This is a genomic window from Streptomyces katrae (assembly GCF_000966975.1).
Taxonomy (GTDB): Bacteria; Actinomycetota; Actinomycetes; order Streptomycetales; family Streptomycetaceae; genus Streptomyces; species Streptomyces katrae.
On the sequence record NZ_JZWV01001536.1, the window covers coordinates 1 to 2,201 of the forward strand.

At 74.9% G+C, this 2,201-nt stretch carries 2 protein-coding genes; both read left to right on the forward strand.

The genetic code is table 11. The features are described 5' to 3' along the window. On the forward strand, positions 1–1,127 hold a 1,127-nt coding region (locus VR44_RS38960; protein ID WP_045952421.1), incomplete at its 5' end, for a resuscitation-promoting factor. Next, positions 1,124–2,050, forward strand: coding sequence for a 16S rRNA (adenine(1518)-N(6)/adenine(1519)-N(6))-dimethyltransferase RsmA (rsmA, locus tag VR44_RS38965; RefSeq protein WP_045952422.1), 927 nt, complete (start codon positions 1,124–1,126; stop codon positions 2,048–2,050). The genes VR44_RS38960 and rsmA, both read left to right, overlap by 4 nt. The last annotated feature ends 151 nt before the right edge of the window (positions 2,051–2,201 follow it).

Below are 2,201 nucleotides of genomic sequence, written 5' to 3' on the forward strand. Positions count from 1 at the left end.
GCCGTACCCGTACCGCCGGACAGGGCGCCACCGTCCGCGAGAGCTGGCGGCGCATCGTCCCCCAGGCCCTCGTCGTGGCCTTCCTCGCCGGCGGCACCACCGCCTTCGTCGCCGCCGACAAGTCCGTCCACCTCACCGTCGACGGCGAACCCCGCACCCTCCACACCTTCGCCGGGAACGTCGAGGACCTCCTCGACGCCGAAGGCCTCGGCGTCGGCCCCCACGACCTCGTCGCCCCCGCCCGCGACTCCTCCCTCGAGGACGGCGAGGAGGTCGTCGTCCGCTACGGCCGCCCCCTGCGCCTGACCCTCGACGGCACCAGCCGCCAGATGTGGACCACCGCCCGCACCGTCGACGCCGCCCTGCGCCAGCTCGGTGTCCGCGTCGAGGGCGCCTACCTCTCCGCCCCCCGCACCGCCCCCGTCCCCCGCGCCGGACTCGCCCTCAGCGTCCGCACCGAACGCGGCGTCACCTTCATGGCCGACGGCCGCGAACGCACCATCCGCACCAACGCCGCCACCGTCCAGGAGGCCCTCGACCAGGCCGGCATCACCCTGCGCGGCGAGGACACCACATCCGTCCCCCCGGACTCCTTCCCGCGCGACGGCCAGACCATCACCGTCCTGCGCATCACCGGCACCCGCGAGGTCCGCGAGGAGCGCATCCCCTACGCGACCGAACGCGTCGAGGACGACACCCTCTTCGCCGGCACCGAGGTCGTCGAACGCGCCGGACGCCCCGGCGCGCGCCGCGTCACGTACGGGCTGCGCACCGTCAACGGGGTCCGCCAGCCCGCCCGCAAGATCGCCGAGGAGGTGGTCCGGGAGCCCGTCAGCCAGCTCGTCAAGGTCGGGACGAAGCCGCTGCCGACCTCCGTCGCCGGAGCCGACCACCTCGACTGGGGCGCGCTCGCCCAGTGCGAGTCCGGCGGCCGGCCCTCCGCCACCGACGCCTCGGGCACCTACGGCGGCCTCTACCAGTTCGACGTCACCACCTGGCAGGCCCTCGGCGGCAGCGGCCGCCCCCAGGACGCCCCGGCCGGGGAGCAGACGTTCCGGGCGAAGAAGCTGTACGTGCAGCGGGGGGCGAGTCCGTGGCCGCACTGCGGCCGTAGGCTTTACCGGTGAGCACCGCAGAGCAGCAGCAGCCCCACGGGACCCCCCAGGCCCCCGAGGCCCCTTCCGACGCCCTCCTCGGGCCGGCCGACATCCGAGAGCTGGCCGCCGCCCTCGGCGTGCGCCCGACGAAGCAGAAGGGCCAGAACTTCGTCATCGACGCCAACACGGTCCGCCGGATCGTGCGCACCGCCGAGGTCCGCCCCGACGACGTGGTCGTCGAGGTCGGCCCGGGCCTCGGCTCGCTGACGCTCGCCCTGCTGGAGGCCGCCGACCGGGTCGTCGCCGTCGAGATCGACGACATCCTGGCCGCCGCGCTGCCCGCCACCATCGCCGCGCGGATGCCGCAGAAGAAGGACCGGTTCGCGCTCGTCCACTCCGACGCGATGCTCGTCACCGAACTGCCCGGCCCCGCGCCGACCGCCCTCGTCGCGAACCTGCCGTACAACGTGGCCGTGCCGGTGCTCCTGACCATGCTCGACCGCTTCCCCAGCATCGAGCGGACCCTCGTCATGGTCCAGGCGGAGGTCGCCGACCGGCTTGCCGCCCGCCCCGGCAACAAGGTGTACGGGGTCCCCTCCGTCAAGGCGAACTGGTACGCCGACGTCAAGCGGGCCGGGGCCATCGGCCGCAACGTCTTCTGGCCCGCCCCGAACGTGGACTCCGGGCTCGTCTCCCTCGTCCGCCGCGCCGAGCCGATCGCCACCAGCGCCTCCAAGGCCGAGGTCTTCGCGGTCGTCGACGCGGCGTTCGCCCAGCGCCGCAAGGGCCTGCGCTCCGCCCTGGCCGGCTGGGCCGGCTCGGCGGCCGCCGCCGAGGCCGCGCTGACCGCCGCCGGGATCAGCCCGCTGGCCCGCGGCGAGTCCCTGACGGTCGAGGAGTTCGCGGCGATCGCCGAGCACAAGCCCGCCGACGCGCAGAAGCCCGCACTGTGAGCGCCGCGCCCCGCGGGCCCGTGACCGTACGGGTCCCCGCGAAGGTCAACGTGCAGCTGGCCGTGGGCGCGGCCCGCCCCGACGGCTTCCACGACCTGGCCAACGTCTTCCTCGCCGTCTCCCTGTACGACGAGGTGACCGCGACCGCCAC